Source organism: Maridesulfovibrio bastinii DSM 16055 (assembly GCF_000429985.1).
GTDB lineage: Bacteria > Desulfobacterota > Desulfovibrionia > Desulfovibrionales > Desulfovibrionaceae > Maridesulfovibrio > Maridesulfovibrio bastinii.
The window spans coordinates 95,961-112,930 of sequence record NZ_AUCX01000016.1; the positions used below are offsets into that span (position 1 = coordinate 95,961).

Below are 16,970 nucleotides of genomic sequence, written 5' to 3' on the forward strand. Positions count from 1 at the left end.
AAACCTTTAAACTACAGAAGAGATAAAAAAGTGAGACCTGTTGAGATAAAAGATGGAATTCATTGGGTTGGAGTTGTTGACTGGGATTGCCGCAATTTCCACGGATATGCTCGTTCCGCAAAAGGAACAACATATAACGCTTTTTTTATTAAAGATGAAAAAAATGTGCTCATTGATACTGTAAAGGGTGATAACCTGAAGCAGTTCCTGTGCAACGTCTCCCAGATGTGCAAGCCTGAAGAAATCGACTACATCGTAGTCAACCACCTTGAGCTTGACCATTCAGGATGTCTGGAAAAGCTGGTTGAGCTTGCAAAGCCAGAAAAGATTTTTGTTTCCCCTATGGGCGGAAAAGTTCTCGATACATTTTTCGATACTACAGACTGGCCTATCCATGTGATCAAATCTGGTGAAGAAGTTTCCATCGGTAAACGCACCCTGCGTTTCTTTGAAACAAGAATGCTTCACTGGCCTGACAACATGTTCACTTACGTCGTTGAAGACAAAATGCTCATCTCAAGTGACGCATTCGGTCAGAACTGGGCAACCAGTGAACGTTTTGTTGATGAACTGGATAAAAACTCTGTTGAACGCCGCATGGCTGAATACTATGCAAACATCGTCAACCCCTACTCTCCGCAGGTTATCAAAACTCTTGACGCTCTCGGAAAGCTGGACATTGAAGTTGACATGCTCTGCCCGGACCACGGACTTATCTTCCGCGGAGCCGAGGATGTAAAATTTGCTCTTGATTCCTACGCAAGCTACGCCCGTCAGGAAGTTCAGAACAAGGCCGTGGTTATTTACGACACCATGTGGCACTCCACTGAAAATATGGCCAGTGCAATCGCTTCCGGTATTGCTGACGGCGGATGCAGTGTTCGCATAATGTCCGTTAAAGCAAACCATCACAGTGACCTTATGAGCGAAGTTTTCAAATCAGCAGCTGTTGTTTTCGGTTCTCCTACCCACAACAACGGAATTCTTCCCGGTGTTGCCGATGCCCTGACCTATATCAAGGGTCTGCGTCCGCAGAATAAAATCGGTGCCTGCTTCGGCTCATTCGGCTGGAGCGGAGAATGCGTCAAGATTCTCAATCAGTGGCTTGAAGACATGAAAATGGACATTGTTGAACCTAACATCAAAGTTCGCAACCGTCCTGACCATGATACTTTCAAGGAATGCTATGAACTTGGCCTGAACATTGCGAAAAAAATCCGCGAAAAAACCGGTAAATAATAATTTTCGGCGGAGGACGGATTAGTCCGCCTCCGCCGATTTTCCCAGCACTGAATCTCATCTTACTTATATTTTCTGTTCACCAGTCAAGGAGAACAATTATGCCAAGCGGAAGACAAATCAAAAAAGAAGTGCTTGCGGCACTTGCTGAAACAAACTGGGATAAAAAAATTTACAAGCTGCTGGAGGTCCATCCGGCACAAAGCCTTATCGCTCCCCTTTTTTCCTCACTTTGTGATATATCCGAAGAAGTACGCTGGCATGGCATAAGTGCCTTCGGCATTGTCGTTGGAAGACTTGCAGATGAAGAAATCGACCGCGCCAGAGTTGTCATGCGCAGAATAACATGGATGCTCAATGAAGAATCCGGTGGCTGCGGCTGGGGCGTTCCCGAAGCTATGGGGGAAATATGTGCTTCAAGTGAAGCAATGGCTTCGGAGTATGGAAGGCTTGTTTTGAGTTATATTCATGAGGAAGAAAGCAAACCGGAAAACTTCCTTGAATTCACCATGCTTTTGAAAGGTGCTGTCTGGGGCGTATGCAGGCTTGCCCAAAGCCGCCCTGATATTGCAGCCCCGGCTTTTGATGATCTTGTCACCGCCCTTAAAAGTCATGATCCCGCCACCGTAGGCATTGCCTGCTGGGGATTGGGACTGCTTGGAAATACAGAAGCAGCCGTTCATCTGAGAAAACTGAAGGACCGAGATGAGGACGTGGTAATCTATCGCGACCGGTCCCTCGTTAAAACTACTGTTGGACAGTTGGCCGGGGAAGCCCTTGGAAAAATTTCCGGGGATCAGCTTTAATCTTTGAACAAGGAGACTGATGATGGATGTCCTTTTGCTGTCAAGGCTGCAGTTCGCCATGGCAACTATGTTCCACTTCATTTTCGTGCCCCTAACTTTGGGACTTTCAGTTTTAGTTGCCATTATGGAAACCAAGTATGTGCGTACCGGAGACGAAACGTACAAACGCATGACCCAATTCTGGGGAAAACTTTTCGTAATCAATTTCGTACTCGGTGTAGTAACAGGTATTACTCTTGAGTTTCAGTTCGGAACCAACTGGTCCAAGTATTCCGAGTATGTTGGTGATATTTTCGGTTCACTGCTTGCAATCGAAGCAACTGTCGCCTTCTTTCTGGAATCAACATTCCTCGGAGCATGGATTTTCGGATGGAAAAAACTTTCTCCCAAATTCCACGCAGTATGTATCTGGATTGTTGCCATAGCATCCAACCTTTCAGCCCTGTGGATTATTCTTGCCAACGGCTGGATGCAGCATCCGGTAGGCTACATCATGCGCAACGGACGCGCTGAGCTTAACAGCTTTACTGATGTCATTACCAACGGTTTTGCATGGCAGCAGTTCCTGCATAACGGTTTCGGTTCTTTCATTGTCGGCGGATTTTTTGTTATGGGTGTCAGCGCCTATCATCTGCTGCGCAAAAATGAAATTGAACTGTTCACCAAGTCATTCAAACTGGGTCTTTATTTTTCACTTATCTTCTCATTCGCTGTTGCTCTTCAGGGACACGCCCATGCGCAGGAAGTCTCCCATAACCAGCCTGAAAAACTGGCTGCAATGGAAGCTCTCTGGGAAACCCATGAAGACGGCGCACCAATGGCCTTATTCCTGGTTCCTGATGAAAAAAATGAAACCAACAGTGTTGAGATAATGAGAATACCAGGAGCTCTCAGCTTCCTCGCATTCAACTCATTCAGTGCTCCGGTAAAGGGCCTTAAAGAATGGCCCAAGGAAGACCGTCCTCCTGTCACGCTCACATTCCTGTCGTTCCGTGCCATGGTCGGTCTTGGAACCCTGTTCATTCTACTCAGTCTCTGGGCTTGGAAAAGCAGAAACAACCTTACTGAGAACAAACTGCTGCTGACTGTACTTATGTTCACGGTACCTCTGCCCTATGTCTCCATGTGGGCCGGATGGATCGTGGCTGAGGTTGGAAGACAGCCGTGGATTGTTTACGGGCTTATGAAAACTTCCGATGCGGTTTCGCCGATCGCAACAAGCCAGGTTGCATTTTCATTCTTTGCCCTGACATTCCTTTACTCAGTACTCGGACTGGCGGAAATATTCCTGATCACCAAGTTCGCCCTCAAGGGCCCGGAAAAAGCTTAGCCTTCCGGCGAGAAACAAAAGGAGATAATGATGCTAGAAACTATATGGTTCCTTTTATGGGGAGTTCTCTGGGCCGTTTATTTCATGCTTGACGGCTACGACCTTGGACTCGGATCAATGATTCCTTTTCTCGCTAAAAGCGAGACGGACCGTCAGATAATTTATAAATCAATGGGACCCTTCTGGGACGGAAACGAAGTATGGCTCATCGCAGCCGGCGGCGTAACCTTCGCAGCATTCCCTAAAGCTTACGCAGTTATGTTCAGCGGACTTTATACCGCTTTGATGCTTTTGCTTATAGCACTTATTCTTCGTGGTGTTGCTTTTGAATTCCGCGGACAGCTTGAATCAAAGCTCTGGCGTAAATTCTGGGATACTCTGGCCATTATCGGCAGCTTTGTTCCGGCACTGCTGCTCGGAGTTGCCTTTGCCAATATCTTTCAGGGTATACCCATTGACGCTGAAGGCGTTTTTCACGGCAACCTTTTTACCCTGCTTAACGCTTACGGTATCGGTGGCGGTATCCTCTTTGTTCTTCTCTTCGCCAATCACGGCTGCCTCTGGCTGGCCGCCAGAACCGAAGGAGAACTTAATGTCCGTGCCGGTAACATGTCATCAATCATCTGGCCTGTTCTGGTTGCCGTCTATGTAGCCTTTCTGGCTCTCAGTGCAGTTTATACCAAACTGCTCAGCAACTACCTCCAGAATCCGGCTCTGCTGCTGATACTCATCATTCCTATCTTCTCACTGGTTGCAATGCGCTCTATGATTTCAGCACGCAAATGGTGGAAGGCATGGACTCTTTCAGCCGCACTGATCCTGACAACAACAATGTTCGGAATAATAGGCCTTTTCCCGGCACTTCTGCCCTCCAGCCTTAATCCGGCTTTCTCTGTAACCACAATGAATGGATCTTCCAGCCAGATGACGCTTAAGATTATGCTCTGCGTTGCTCTGGTTATGGTTCCCATCGTAATCATCTATCAGGCATGGCTGCATAAAAAGTTTGCCACAAAGATTACAGAAGAGAATCTTGCTGATCACCACGGTTACTAAAAAACTGTTACTTCATGACACTTATAAAGGCATCCGAATTATTTTTTCGGATGCCTTTTCTTATTTATGATGTCTTCCTTTTTTATCACTTGCCAATAATCCGGCAGTGCTTAAAATTAAGTTCAATATATAATCTCTTCGCAGGAGGAAGAAATGTCCAACAAGGTTTTGGAAAAAGCTCTCAATGAACAGCTGAATGCTGAAATGTACTCTTCTTATCTCTATCTCTCCATGTCCGCATACTTCAGTGATGCCGGTCTTTCCGGCTTCGCCAACTGGATGCGTGTACAGGCTCAGGAAGAACTGGCCCACGCAATGATGTTCTATGACTACATCATTGAACGCGGTGGAAGAGTTGTTCTTACACAGGTGGAAGGACCGCAGACCGAATGGGAAAGCCCTCTTGCCGCAGTAGAAGACGTTCTTACGCATGAAAAAAAGGTTACTTCCATGATCAATAATCTGGTTGATCTGGCTATAGAACAGAAAGACCATGCTACAAACATATTCCTGCAATGGTTTGTCAGTGAACAGGTTGAAGAGGAAGATTCCGTTAACGATGTCCTCAATAAGCTTAAACTTATCGGCGGTGAAGGAAACGGTATGTTCATCATCGATAAGGACCTTGCTTTAAGAGTTTTCACTCCCCCGACTCAGAGCAGCCAGAACGCTTAAATCATTCTAATTGATTTTTAAAAGCCCGCTTCAGAATATGATGCGGGCTTTTCTATTTCATCTTAACAGCCTGTTACTGAAAGCAGGCATGAATACATTCCATAAAAAAACCGGAGTGACTCTGCACTCCGGTTTTATAATAACATAACTGAATTCAGCTGTTGCTATTTTTCAACTTTGCTTCTCAGCAACGGCTTCTTAATTCCATATTTTGCGACAACGCTTTTCATTCCGGCAGTACTTTCCGCTGTACCTGTGTATTTAACAAATACCCGGTAATAGGTTTTACTGCCGCTTGCAGCTGATTCCACATAAGCGTTCAAGCTGTCTTTCTGAAGATTCCCGGCAAAGCCTGCGGCCTTAGCCTCGTCAAGAAATGAAGCGATCTGATAGACATAGTCATAGACAGGTGCTCCAGCTTCCGCTGCTGCGACAGCCGGCTTTGGAGCTTTTGCAGGAGTTTTGGCCTTGGCAGCTTCCTGCCGGGCTTCTTTGCGAGCTTTTCGCTCGGCTATCCTGCGATCCCTTTCAGCTTCTCTCTCTTCTTTTTTCTTCTGTGCCGCTGCTGCTTTTTCCCGGTCCTCTTCACGAATCTTTTCGCGCTCTTCCTTATTTACCGGAACGGGATTTTTCTTAAGGTCATCCATATAGCGCAGCTCTTCAGGTTTTAGAACTCCGCCTTTGATACCTTCGGTTTTATTCTCAGATTGAGAAGGCATGACCATCGCCAGTTCAGGAACATCCTTTTCCGGCTGATAACCGCGTCCCAGCAGGACTCCGAGGACAAAAAAAGCACACAACGCAACAACTGCACCTGCACACAGACCAATGAGGCTGGGCAGATTGAAATTGAAGGTATAGATCTTTTCTTCCTTGGGACCTTTAGCTGGTTTAGTCTTTTTATTAGCCATATTTTTCTCCGTCCGGATCAAACCATGACGCTATTTAATTACATTTTTTCAGGAGCACTTACACCAAGCAGGGCAAGGCCGTTCTGCAGAACTCTGGCCACAGCTTTAAGAAGAATAAGGCGGGCCCGGCATAAATCATCTTCAACACCGATAATGCGATGTTTTGAATAAAAACGATGCAGAACTGTAGCAAGATCACGCACATAATAACTGATTGCGTGCGGACTCATGGTGCGTCCTGCGTTTTCAGCAACATCGCTGAACTGATCAAGCAGTTTCAAAAGATCAATTTCCTCTTCTTCCACCAGACGGGCAAGACAGGAAAGATCATTTTCATTTATTTCAAACTTTTCATCAGCAGCCTTACGCAGAACAGAACAAATACGGGCATGGGCATACTGAACATAGTACACCGGATTATCCATTGTCCGCTGCTTTACGAGTTCAAGGTCAAAATCAAGATGACTGTCACTCTTGCGGGAAAGGAACATAAAGCGGGCGGCATCACGGCCGACTTCATTAACAACATCTTCAAGTGTTTCAAATTTCCCGGCACGGGTGGACATGGCTATCTGTTCGCCGTCACGCAGCAGGTTTACAAGCTGAACCAGAATTACTTCCAGTCCGCCTTTTTTACCGAGAGCTTCCACGGCAGCCTGCATCCGGGGGATATAACCATGGTGGTCAGCACCCCAGATATCTACAACAGTATCAAAGCCACGTTTAAATTTATCATCGTGGTATGCAATATCAGAAGCAAAATAAGTCAGATCGCCATTGGATTTACGCAGAACACGGTCCTTGTCATCACCGAGGTCGGTGCTCTTGAACCAGAGTGCGCCATCTGCTTCATAAGCCATACCGCGTTCTGTAAGGTCTTTAAAAGTTTCTTCAACCTTACCTGCGGAGACAAGACTCTTTTCAGAAAACCAGACATCATGGCGGACATCAAATCCGGCCAGATCAGTTTTTATTCCGTTAAGAATTTTATCCTTTCCGTATTCACGGCAGATTGCGATGGCTTCTTCATCACTTTTTTCAAGAATATCCGGGTTGAGATCAAGAACCTCGGCAGCGATATCCTGAATATAATCACCTTTATAAAAATCTTCCGGCTGCGGAATATCTCTGCCCTGACTCTGTTGCAGGCGAACCCATATTGAATTGCCGAGTATGAGCATCTGCCTTCCGGCATCATTGACATAGTATTCTGCTGAAACATCATGTCCGGTAAACTCAAGGATTCTTACCAGTGAATCGCCGAGTGCGGCTCCGCGCCCGTGACCGATGTGCAGAGGTCCGGTAGGGTTGGCTGAAACATACTCAACCTGAACTTTACGTCCGTTACCCATATCCGATTTACCAAAATCAATTCCCTTCTCCAGAACTTCAGGCACCATATCCTGCCAGAAAGACGGAGAAAAAGTGAAATTCAAAAATCCCGGGCCGGCAATATCAATCTTCTCAATATATTTGTCATCACCGATGGCACTTTTCAGATCTTCGGCGATTGCTCGCGGATTCATCTTTGCCTGCTTTGACAGCATCATGGCGATGTTGGCGGACATATCTCCGAATTGTTTGTCCCTTGGTGGTTCCAGCACGGCTTTTTCAGGCCACTGCCATCCTTTTTCTTCAAGGACTGCGCCAAGTATTTTTTCAAGATGAAGTTTAGCTTTCATTGCGGGTTTCGTATCTCCTTAACATTATTATGAGATCATGCCGTGCGATGACAAAACATTATTGCCTTTCCAAGTTTAAGCCGGGAAACGGAATTATGCCAGAACAATAGATTTGAAGCTGAAGATTCTGTCGTCTCAAGGCAATCTGCATCAAGATACAGTTGCCGGGCTGATCCGGTCTCTCGCTTTATCATCTTTCTTTACGGCTTCCAAGTCCGGTATAACCACTGTAAAACAATGATTGCTACTTTTCCAACCCGGCAAAAAATGTCACTGTATAAATACAGTTTGAATCTATATTTAACACAGCACTTAATTATAGTGCATTAAAATATGGACTTTAAAACTGAATAGGAAATCAAGGTCATCCAGCTATGAACAGAACTATCGCCCTTCTTACAGATTTCGGTCTGACCGATCCTTATGTAGGCCAGATGAAAGGAGTCCTTGCCAAACATGCTCCAAACTCACCGGTAATAGACCTGAGCCACGGGGTTGAACCGTTCTGCATCACTCAGGGAGCATTCTACCTGTGGTCCGCCCTGAATCATTTTCCTCAGGATACAGTTTTTGTTGCTGTAATTGATCCCGGAGTCGGAACAAACAGACGCATAATAGGTTGTGAACTTGGTTCACGAGTCATAATTGCCCCTGACAACGGGCTGGTCGAACTAGCTGAATATCTCAGTCCGGAAGCCATGATAGTTACAGATTTAAGCTCATTGGCTGCCAGAAAAGCCGCCAGTGCTACATTTCACGGAAGAGATATTTTCGCTCCCATCGCCGCGGCAGTATCAACCGGAGAACAACTTTCACTGATGGGCTCAAAGCTCCCTTTAAGAGATGTTGCCCGCACCGGTATCAGCCGCCCTGTATGGATGGAAAACGGAGTGGAAGCAATAGTCCTGCATCGTGACCGCTTTGGTAACCTGATCCTTAATATCAGAGATAATCACGTCCTGCCGGAACGGGTTGTACTCCCTGAAAATCCGCCACGCTATCCTGATAGCAGAATAGTCCGCAGGGCCGCCTGCTACGCAGAACTTCAACCCAGAACAACAGGGCTTATCATAGGCAGTCAGGGATTTTATGAACTGGCAGTCAATAAAGGCTCCGCAGCTCAGGAACTGAGCCTCGGCCCCGGAGACAGTGTAACATTCACATGGTAAAAATGATCAGACAGCAACTTAAAAATTTCATAACAACCCTGAGCTTTATGACCCGCCTTGCTCCACCACGCATGGTAGAGCCGGATGAACTTGCCGCAACAGTAGCATGGATGCCGCTCACAGGCGCTGTCATGGGCTTTATTATCTGTATTCCGTTTGCCTTAGGTCTTCTTGGAACACATCCTGATATTCAGGCATGGCTTGCGGTTGGCGCAAGTATCTACATCACCAGAGGGCTGCACTTTGACGGGATATCCGACATTACAGACGGAGCCGGACCCTATCCGAACCCTGAGCGGTTCTGGAAAATAGTAAAAGACAGCCGTTGCGGAGTTTTCGGAGTGATGGCTTTAATTCTCAGTGTGGGCGGGCAGTTTCTTCTTTTTAAAGAGATACTCGCTGCACAGGCATACGGAACCCTGATCTGGGTATTTATGGTCGGCAGACTGGGCAACGCTTCAATGTGTCTGGCCGGCAGGAAATTCAGCCGTCCCGGCCAAGGCTCACTTTTCATGGCCGGAGCAACCTTTAAATCAGTAGGAACAGCATTTCTGATAACTTTTATATTCGGACTGCTGCTTACTGAAATCAAAGTTCAGTTTCTCGCTTACATTCTATGTGCATTATGCATATTATTTCTATACAGGCTGGCTGAAAAAGTTCGCGGAGCCAATGGTGATTTTCTTGGTGCGGCTCTGGTTCTCTGTGAAACAGCGGCTGCTTTATCCTATTGTCTGATAACCAGTTAAATTATTTCAGGGAAACTACCAATGAACAGTCTTCCAACTCCCAATGATTTCGGAATGATGCTCGACAGACTGAAAGAGCTGATCTCAAAAGGTGATACTGAACTGACAGAAGAAGTTTCTCAGATATTGTTTGAAAACTATGCCCTATCAAGAAATGAACTCCTGCGCATGGAAGACTCCTGCCTTGCTCTGCGCAACCGCAACAGCTCTCTTGAAAAGAAAACAGAACTGCTTGAGTCGCAGCTTAGGACAACAATAGGCACATATAAAACTGATGTGGAAATTTTTCAGAAGTTCTGTGCGGCTTCTGGCATGGTTAATAAACTAAAAGGGCTAAATGAAGTTCCTGAACTGCTGGATAAGCTTCGCTCCGTTCTCCATATTGAACGCTGCGCGGTAGTAATGGACAGACAGATATGCTCCGACTTTCCGGAACAGCCTCTGCCGACAGCAATATTCAAAGGCTATATGCGTTTTATCGATGCCACCCTTTGCAAGGGTGAAAACCGCCTGTTTATCGGTCCTGTTTCCAGAATGATGCGTCCCGACATTTTTTTTGCCGATCCTGCAATGACTCCTGAAAGCAATGGATCATGCTTTGCCTACGGTCTTGAAGATAAATTCCATCCGGGAAAACTGTTAGGTCTGTTTTCTATTTATGACTCTGATCCGGACCGCTACAATCCTGAAATGGCTACAGACTACCTTGAACAATTCTGCAGAACGCTGTCCTCTTCACTTCAGGATATAATAAACTACCAGCGCACAATAAGACTCCGTGAAGATGTTGAAAAAATAACCCGCCACGATCTTAAGACTCCACTGAATGCCGTCATAAATCTTCCTCACCTTCTGGCTGCTGATGAAGAAGACGAGGAACGTAAAAATATCTTAAAAATGATTCAGGATGCCGGCTATAAAATGAACGGCCTTTTGAGCAAATCCCATGATATTTATAAAATGGAGGCAGGAATTTATGAAATTACTCCTGCTGAAGTAGATATAGTGCGCCTGATCACCAGAATCAGAACAGATCTCGAAGATTTGCTGCTGAATAAAAATTCAGGCCTGCTCATACAGATCAACGGGGAAACAGTTTCGAACCGGGAAGTTTTTCATATAAAAGGCGAAGAATTATTATTGTTCTCCATGTTCGGCAACCTTATCAAGAATGCTGTTGAAGCTACATTGGCGGACCAGCCCATAAGCATAAACCTCAGGCAGGACGATGAAACGATCCGTATGGAAATCCATAACAGCGGTGCAGTTCCTGAGGAAATGCGCACTAAATTTTTCAGCAAATACAGTACATCCGGCAAGAAACACGGAACAGGTCTAGGCACTTATTCAGCCCGCCTTATTGCCGGGGTTCATGGCGGAGATATAAAAATGAAAACTTCAGACCTAAAAGGAACAACTGTAATTATAGAACTGCCTGCAACTCTTTAGCCTATGGGCTTTTAATAAAAAAATTTAAACACATTTATAGTAAAATCCGGCCCTATTGAAATAGGGCCGGATTTTGTAATTCTATTTATGATGCAAGCGGTAAGGTGAAAATAAACGAAGTTCCTCTGGAGCGACCTGACGGCGGGCTTTCAACCCAGATATCACCACCATGATTCCTTACTATATGTCGTGATATGGCAAGCCCGAGTCCGGTACTGCCAAACTCATTGCGGCGATGCTTCTGTACTGAATAAAATCTCTCGAAAATTCTTTTTTGGTCACTGCCGGGAATACCCGGACCACTGTCACGGACTTCAATTCGCAACATGCCGGAGTCCACACGGTGAACAACTTCAACCAGGGACTCTTCCGGGCCGTACTTTATGGCATTTTCAAAAAGATTCCTGAAAACCTGCATCAGTTGATCAGGGTCTGCCTCAATAAAATTTTCATGATCCTCAAGGTCGCTTTCAAGAACAGTCCCTCTGGCCTCAGCCAGTGAAGAGCAGGCCTCCCAAGCCTGTTCAATGCATACAACGGGATCAAAAACCCTGAAATCCGTTTGCGCTCTGCCTGCTTCAAGGCGGGAAAGGCTGAGCAGATCATCAACAATTTTACACATGTGATCTGCATTTTTCTTAATTGTTTCAAGAAAGGATTTCTGAAGAGTCTGCGGCGGTGGCGGATCACTGAGCAATGTTTCAGCATAGCCTTTTACCGAAGTCAGCGGGGTCCGCAACTCATGTGATACATTGGCAACAAAATCCTGTCTGACTTTTTCAAGTCGCTTGATCTCACTTATGTCATGGAATACGGCAATAGCTCCCGGTCCCTGACCGGGGCCTATGGAATTAGCAGATTTTACAATGTTCACTTCATAAACACGATCACCGTCCAGAGCCAGCTGAATGGAAGCCGAAACCGGGCCATCATCTGATATCACCTGACGGCATGTATCCTGAAAATCCGGGCTTGAAATAACCTCAAGCGGATTACGGTTGATACTGTCTTCTATGCCGTGGACAATCTCTTTCATGGATCTGTTCACCTTGTTTATTCTACACTCTGAATCCAAGACCATAACTCCATCCCACATACCGTTCAAAACAGCCTGAAGTTTATCCTTTTGACCGGTTATGATTGCTACATGCTCATCAATTCTCTCGGCCATCCAGTTTATGGATTCCGCAAGAGGCAGAAATTCTTTTCCGGGGAGATTTCTAATTCGTCTTTTAAAATTTCCCTGACCAACAGCCTCAGCAGTACGAACCATGGACCTGACAGACTCTGACAGTTGAAGAACAAGAATTCTAATGCTCACATAGCAAAGTAAAATTATTACAGGAATCGACCATAAATAAACGCTGCGCACTGTTTCCAGACTTTTACCGGCCTTTGGAATCTGCTCTTCAATCAGCAGTGTTCCTTTAGGGATATCAGGCAGATCTATGACAGCCATGGCCGCATATAAAACCTTATTTCCGGTTACGGGATCAGTACCATGTGAAAAACCAGTCCCGTCTTTAACAGCGGCTATAACTTCAGGACGATTCAACAGGTCACCTCCTGAATCAAGCCATGAAGCCCCGGAATACAGCTCACCATCATTACCTATAAAAACAATTTCCCTTCCTATAAGACTGCTGACAGATGAAACCATCACAGCAATATTTGAATCATCCGACTTATCCAGCAGACGCCGGGCAAGAGCCAGCTCTTCTTTTGCTCCGCTTTCAGCTTCGTGAACAACATCGGAATTGAGCTGACGATACGCGAGTGCCAGCGGCAGACTCACGCAGACGACAGCTAGGAAAAGGACCACTACAAATAATTTTGTTTTCAACGACAGATTGTCGGAAATAAGCATTGGTCAGCCCATTAAAATCATTGTTTACCGCACATAATTGTACTTAAATTTAATTGTATAACAGGACGCGGTAACAATTGTGTTACAATAAGATTAATAATAGCGCTCACATATAAAAAAATAGAAAACAAACGGCAGAGGTGAAAAAAGACAATAGTATTCCACCTGCCGCAGGATACGGACAGCAATTAAAAATCAGATCGGGAATAAATGATATCAGCTTTTGAAACGATATCCGACGCCGCGAACAGTTTCGATGTAGTCTGCAAACTCACCGAGTTTCTGACGCAACCGTCTGATATGGGTATCAACTGTTCTGGAATATCCTTCGAAATGAGTATCCCAGACAGTATCCAGAAGGTGGTCGCGGGTCCTGACTTTACCTTCGTGCTGTAAAAGCTCTGAAAGAAGTTTAAATTCAGTGGCGGTAAGCGGAACTTCTTCTCCGCTGGCAACAACAGTATGGGCCTCAAAATCTACACTGAGACCATCACGATCCCATCTATCAGGTTTTTCTGACTCTGTTTCAGAGCTTCTACGCAGGACAGCTTTAATCCTTAGAACCAGCTCTCTTGGAGAGAAGGGCTTGACCACATAGTCATCAACCCCAAGTTCAAGACCAACGACACGGTCAACTTCTTCGCCCTTGGCGGTGAGCATGATCACGGGGATATGCTGAATACCGGCTTCCTGTTTAAGTCTGCGACAGACCTCAAGTCCGTCGAGTCCCGGAAGCATCAGATCAAGAAGGATCAGATCCGGTTTTTCGTTACGGGCCTGTTCAAGAGCTTTATGACCATCCATAGCAGTAACAACGCTGTATCCGGAAGTGGTCAGATTATATTTAAGCAATTCCAAAGTATCGCTATTATCTTCGACCACCAGTATTTTTTCTACTGACACGTTATAATCTCCTTTTGCGATGCACCATACCTGTCACATTCAAGGTGATAAAGGCCTCTTCGTTACAGACTCGTTAAATTTAGACATCGTATATGTTAATTATGTCTTAATCCGGGTCATGTTCGCTATCCATATCAGCCTCAGAAGATAAACCGATTTTAAATCCGGAGACAGTTCCGTTCAGACTTTGAACTGTATAATTAAGACTTGCCACAGCCCTTTTAAATTCCTGTATGGATTCCGCTGTACCTGCCGCAACATCGCTCAAATCATTCATGGCTTCATTTATCTGCTCAGCACTGTAGGCCTGATCACCAATGGACTGTGAAACTTCATCAAAACTCGGTTTAAGGACTCCGACCTGCTCTATGATAACCCCGAGATCCCGGCTCAAGGTCTGAACCTCATCAACACTGGAACGAACTTCCTGATTGAATTTATCCATTTCCATGACACCGGCTCCAACAGCATTCTGCATATCGCGAACCATCTGCTCGATGTCTTCGGCAGCTATAACAGTCTGATCTGCCAGCCTTCTGATTTCACGGGCAACAACGGAAAATCCCTGACCGTATTGTCCGGCTTTTTCCGCCTCTATCGCCGCATTAAGTGAAAGCAGATTGGTCTGATCTGCAATGGAAGCTATAGTTGTTACAATATTATTAATACTTCCGGCCTTTTCGTTAATGGCAGAAAGACGGTCCGAAACATTATCAGTTGAGTTTACAAGATTCAGCAGGGATTTCTCTCTTGCATGTATATTCTCCTGAAGATTTCCGGCCAGTCTGGCAGACTCCTCAGTACTTTTTTCCACATCTTTCATGGATGTGGAAAGCTCTCTTGAAGTCTCTCTTATCAGTCTGCTGGTTGCGGTCACTTCGTTGGTTGAAGCGGCCTGTCTGGAAACATTTTCATCTATTCTGCCCACGGTAGAACTGATGTGCACCGCCGAAGAAGAAACCATCCTTCCAGAATCCTTGACATTGCCTATAAGTTCACCAAGTCCGGCAACCATTTTTTCAAACGAGACAACAAGATCACCGATCTCATTCCCCGGTCTGATAAGATGTTTTGAAATAACCCCCTTGGCGGCTGATTTACGCATCTGATCAATGCGCTTCGAGGCCGAATCAAGATCACCTTCAGAAATAAATTTTGCAATTTCAGTGAAGGCCTGTGTCGGTTTGAAGATAATATTCAAACCAAAAAGAAGAAATAAAATTGCCAGAACAGTAAACGCAGCCGCAACGGCAATTGTCGTACTCAGAGTTCCCGCAGAAGCCGCTTCAAGAGCGGCAAGAGGAACAGAGACAATCTGCGCGCATTCAATCCTTCCGGGCAGCCGGTTATAACCTTTATCCGTTTCAACAGGATAAAGCTCTTTCATTGATTCCGGAGCTTCAGCCGGAGTACCGTGGCATTCCATACAGGAAGGTTTGTTTTCTTCCCCCTCAGCCACAACATAATAATCAAGGCCGTTAATTTTATAGCTTCCTTCCAGTAAGGCTTTTTTACCGGCAGAATGCATGTCATCAAGTTTTGAAATTATCCGTGCTTCCACCGCTGTAGCCAGATTATCCGGATTACGAGGTTTTATGGATGCGGTTTTATAAGAAATTGAGTTGCGGAATTCTTCAGGTATTCTCTGAAAAACATTGTTGGCGGTGTATGATGTTGACTGTAGCTGCGGAACAAATTCATCAGGCGGCAGAAGCTTCGTGGCAACAGGTCTGATAACGGCCCCGGTATGCTTGCGGACGGCCTTCATGGTGTGCAGCATTATTTCCGCTTTGCCCTTGTATTCTTCGAAAAGGGTTTTTCTGCTGAAATTTGATATCAAAAGCAGAATCGCTCCTGTCAGAGCCACGCAGAAAACTATGCAGCCTATCATGAACTGTTTACGAATTTTCATCACCTTCCACCTTATATTTACTTAACTTGATTGAACTCAAATTCAATCATGGAAAAATCGTCATCAAACGCATCAGCACCCTGCAAAGCTCTAGTGTGGGTCAATAATTTTTCAACAGGATCGCCCAGCGGACCATTGCATGAGGTCATAAATTTTACGAACTCCTCAAACTCCCACATTTTTCCATCGGAAGCCTTTTTTAATTCATAAACCCCGTCACTGAAAACATAAAGGCGGTCGCCTTCTTTGACCCCGACCATATCACTGGTGTAATTCATCCCCGGCATACCGCCGATAATCATACCTGTGGTCCGCAGCAGACTGGCTTCACCGTCTCTGATAAGAAGAGCCGGAGGATGTCCTCCGCTGGAGAATGTCAAAGTGCCTTCAACTTTATTATACACCCCGTACCACATGGTAAAATACAGATTATTCTGCTTTTCCATCTGAAAAGTTTCATTCAGAGACTGCAAAACCATCTCCGGCTTGAAAAAATCGGTATCAGGAAGAGTTTGCGAACGCAGCACATTCATGGCGGAAACTGAAAGCAGGGCGGAACCGACACCATGGTCACAGACATCAAGAAGATACATGGCAAAATTATCCTCATCAAGCCAGTGATAACCAAATGAATCCCCGCCAAGTGAAGCAGAGGGGATAAATCGCCAGTCAGCCATCACAACTCCTTCCTTTACAGGAGAAGGAAGCAGGGAGGTAACATAATCAGCAGCAACAGCCAGTTCCTTCCGCATTGCGTTTCTACTCTCCAGCAATGCTTCATAAGCTTCATTTCTCTGTAGCAGGTTGATGTAACCTTTGGAGTGATAACGGATACGAGCAAGCAGCTCTATGCGGTCCGGCAGTTTAACAAGATAGTCGTTGGCCCCGAGAGCAAAAGCTTCAGCTTTGGTGGCCGCCTCCTCTTTGGTGGAAAGAACAATAAGAGGAACATCCTTAAGCTTTTTATTTGCCCGCATAAACCTGACCATGGTCATTCCGTCAATTTCAGGCATTACAAGATCCTGCAGAATAACTGTCGGCTCAAGCTCCTGAGCTATGGGGATGGCTCCGGCAGGGTCTGAAGTGAAATGGAAATCAATATCTTCCTCGCCCTCAAGCATCCGCCGAACAGCTTCACCCACCAGCGGCTGATCGTCTATAAGAAGCACGGTTATCTTATGTTCAGTAAGCAGAGTCTCAGTACTGTCCAGTCCACTCATAT

Annotated in this window: 14 protein-coding genes; 8 read left to right on the forward strand and 6 right to left on the reverse strand. The window is 45.6% G+C overall.

The genetic code is table 11. The features are described from left to right. The first annotated feature begins 30 nt into the window (after positions 1-30). The 5 genes from G496_RS0109135 (at position 31) to G496_RS0109155 (ending at position 5,106) form a co-directional block, all read left to right on the forward strand. Positions 31-1,239 (forward strand): FprA family A-type flavoprotein, encoded by a 1,209-nt coding sequence (locus G496_RS0109135; protein WP_027179017.1) that lies wholly within the window; start codon positions 31-33, stop codon positions 1,237-1,239. Between the two features lie 101 nt (positions 1,240-1,340). Continuing rightward, a complete protein-coding gene (locus tag G496_RS0109140; RefSeq protein ID WP_027179018.1) occupies positions 1,341-2,045 on the forward strand; it encodes a DVU0298 family protein in 705 nt (234 codons plus the stop codon). Between the two features lie 22 nt (positions 2,046-2,067). Then, the gene (locus G496_RS0109145) at positions 2,068-3,375 is read left to right on the forward strand and encodes a cytochrome ubiquinol oxidase subunit I (protein ID WP_027179019.1); all 1,308 of its coding nucleotides are present in this window, start codon (positions 2,068-2,070) and stop codon (positions 3,373-3,375) included. Between the two features lie 30 nt (positions 3,376-3,405). Beyond that, positions 3,406-4,431 carry a cytochrome d ubiquinol oxidase subunit II gene (gene cydB / locus G496_RS0109150; RefSeq protein ID WP_027179020.1) on the forward strand — a complete coding sequence of 342 codons (1,026 nt, stop codon included), beginning with the start codon at positions 3,406-3,408 and terminating at the stop codon, positions 4,429-4,431. 153 nt (positions 4,432-4,584) lie between these two features. Then, positions 4,585-5,106: a ferritin gene (locus G496_RS0109155; protein ID WP_027179021.1), complete on the forward strand. Its 522-nt coding sequence runs from the start codon at positions 4,585-4,587 to the stop codon at positions 5,104-5,106. A gap of 164 nt (positions 5,107-5,270) precedes the next feature. On the opposite strand, the gene G496_RS0109165 is transcribed toward G496_RS0109155, so the two are convergent. Further along, entirely contained in the window at positions 5,271-6,017 is a 747-nt protein-coding gene (locus G496_RS0109165) for an SPOR domain-containing protein (protein ID WP_027179022.1), read from the reverse strand. A 38-nt stretch (positions 6,018-6,055) separates the two neighbouring features. Then, positions 6,056-7,699 (reverse strand): arginine--tRNA ligase, encoded by a 1,644-nt coding sequence (gene argS, locus G496_RS0109170; RefSeq protein WP_027179023.1) that lies wholly within the window; start codon positions 7,697-7,699, stop codon positions 6,056-6,058. A 374-nt stretch (positions 7,700-8,073) separates the two neighbouring features. Here argS and G496_RS0109175 point away from each other — a divergent pair, with 374 nt between their 5' ends. The 3 genes from G496_RS0109175 to G496_RS0109185 are packed head-to-tail and all read left to right on the forward strand — an operon-like array spanning position 8,074 to position 11,066. Next, a complete protein-coding gene (locus G496_RS0109175) occupies positions 8,074-8,868 on the forward strand; it encodes an SAM hydrolase/SAM-dependent halogenase family protein (protein WP_027179024.1) in 795 nt (264 codons plus the stop codon). Between the two features lie 2 nt (positions 8,869-8,870). After that, positions 8,871-9,617: an adenosylcobinamide-GDP ribazoletransferase gene (locus tag G496_RS0109180; protein ID WP_245577889.1), complete on the forward strand. Its 747-nt coding sequence runs from the start codon at positions 8,871-8,873 to the stop codon at positions 9,615-9,617. Positions 9,618-9,638: 21 nt separating this feature from the next. After that, positions 9,639-11,066: a sensor histidine kinase gene (locus G496_RS0109185; protein WP_027179026.1), complete on the forward strand. Its 1,428-nt coding sequence runs from the start codon at positions 9,639-9,641 to the stop codon at positions 11,064-11,066. Between the two features lie 85 nt (positions 11,067-11,151). On the opposite strand, the gene G496_RS0109190 is transcribed toward G496_RS0109185, so the two are convergent. The 4 genes from G496_RS0109190 to G496_RS0109205 all read right to left on the reverse strand — a co-directional run bounded on the left by G496_RS0109190 (position 11,152) and on the right by G496_RS0109205 (position 16,968). Next, positions 11,152-12,933: a HAMP domain-containing sensor histidine kinase gene (locus G496_RS0109190; RefSeq protein WP_034632899.1), complete on the reverse strand. Its 1,782-nt coding sequence runs from the start codon at positions 12,931-12,933 to the stop codon at positions 11,152-11,154. Positions 12,934-13,149: 216 nt separating this feature from the next. Next, positions 13,150-13,836 carry a response regulator gene (locus G496_RS0109195; RefSeq protein WP_027179028.1) on the reverse strand — a complete coding sequence of 229 codons (687 nt, stop codon included), beginning with the start codon at positions 13,834-13,836 and terminating at the stop codon, positions 13,150-13,152. A gap of 106 nt (positions 13,837-13,942) precedes the next feature. After that, positions 13,943-15,748, reverse strand: a complete 1,806-nt coding sequence (locus tag G496_RS19290; RefSeq protein WP_051294945.1) for a methyl-accepting chemotaxis protein — start codon at positions 15,746-15,748, stop codon at positions 13,943-13,945. 17 nt (positions 15,749-15,765) lie between these two features. Beyond that, on the reverse strand, positions 15,766-16,968 hold the full coding sequence (locus G496_RS0109205; RefSeq protein WP_034632902.1) for a SpoIIE family protein phosphatase: 1,203 nt from the start codon (positions 16,966-16,968) through the stop codon (positions 15,766-15,768). Positions 16,969-16,970 lie beyond the last annotated feature (2 nt).

Coding starts and splice junctions, on each gene's coding strand:
- G496_RS0109180 (WP_245577889.1), top strand. CDS start 8,871: ATGATCAGACAGCAACTTAAAAATTTCATAACAACCCTGAGCTTTATG.
- argS (WP_027179023.1), bottom strand. CDS start 7,699: ATGAAAGCTAAACTTCATCTTGAAAAAATACTTGGCGCAGTCCTTGAA.
- cydB (WP_027179020.1), top strand. CDS start 3,406: ATGCTAGAAACTATATGGTTCCTTTTATGGGGAGTTCTCTGGGCCGTT.
- G496_RS0109145 (WP_027179019.1), top strand. CDS start 2,068: ATGGATGTCCTTTTGCTGTCAAGGCTGCAGTTCGCCATGGCAACTATG.
- G496_RS0109190 (WP_034632899.1), bottom strand. CDS start 12,933: ATGCTTATTTCCGACAATCTGTCGTTGAAAACAAAATTATTTGTAGTG.
- G496_RS0109155 (WP_027179021.1), top strand. CDS start 4,585: ATGTCCAACAAGGTTTTGGAAAAAGCTCTCAATGAACAGCTGAATGCT.
- G496_RS0109140 (WP_027179018.1), top strand. CDS start 1,341: ATGCCAAGCGGAAGACAAATCAAAAAAGAAGTGCTTGCGGCACTTGCT.
- G496_RS0109165 (WP_027179022.1), bottom strand. CDS start 6,017: ATGGCTAATAAAAAGACTAAACCAGCTAAAGGTCCCAAGGAAGAAAAG.
- G496_RS0109205 (WP_034632902.1), bottom strand. CDS start 16,968: ATGAGTGGACTGGACAGTACTGAGACTCTGCTTACTGAACATAAGATA.
- G496_RS0109185 (WP_027179026.1), top strand. CDS start 9,639: ATGAACAGTCTTCCAACTCCCAATGATTTCGGAATGATGCTCGACAGA.
- G496_RS19290 (WP_051294945.1), bottom strand. CDS start 15,748: ATGAAAATTCGTAAACAGTTCATGATAGGCTGCATAGTTTTCTGCGTG.
- G496_RS0109175 (WP_027179024.1), top strand. CDS start 8,074: ATGAACAGAACTATCGCCCTTCTTACAGATTTCGGTCTGACCGATCCT.